Raw genomic sequence first — 450 nt, 5'->3', positions numbered from 1 at the left:
GCCCGCTCCTACAGGTTCCGCGGCTTAACTGACTGGCATCAAGGCAAGCCCCCTGGCCTCACAGCGCACCATCCAGACGCAAGGATCTGATGGCGCCCGTTTTCGTGCACAAATCCCGCTTTGCCATTTCTTGAATCACCTTTTAAAACGCTTGTTCGGGACTCTGGTTCGGAAATTGCTACTTTTAATAGGTCTTACGCTTTCCAGTAACAGTACTTCTGCGCCACAAGCGCTCATATTGGTTCTTAGGGATTTGAATAATGAAAAAAGCATTGCTGACCCTTTCTGCACTGGCGTTGTGCATGGCTGCCGGCTCCGCACTGGCAAAGGAATACAAAGAATTGCGTTTTGGCGTTGACCCTTCCTACGCGCCGTTCGAGTCCAAAGCAGCCGACGGCAGCCTGGTAGGCTTCGACATCGACCTGGGCAATGCGATCTGCGCCGAGCTGA

Annotated in this window: 1 protein-coding gene; it reads left to right on the top strand. The window is 53.1% G+C overall.

The window, feature by feature from the left end; genetic code table 11:
- Positions 1-260: 260 nt before the first annotated feature.
- A partial coding sequence (locus tag HCU66_RS27005) for a transporter substrate-binding domain-containing protein (RefSeq protein WP_205891394.1) occupies positions 261-450 on the top strand: 190 nt, incomplete at its 3' end.

Source organism: Pseudomonas frederiksbergensis (genome assembly GCF_017114915.1).
Taxonomy (GTDB): domain Bacteria; phylum Pseudomonadota; class Gammaproteobacteria; order Pseudomonadales; family Pseudomonadaceae; genus Aquipseudomonas; species Aquipseudomonas frederiksbergensis_I.
Note: the sequence above shows the minus strand (reverse complement) of the source record. Positions and strands in the feature narration are given on the sequence as shown.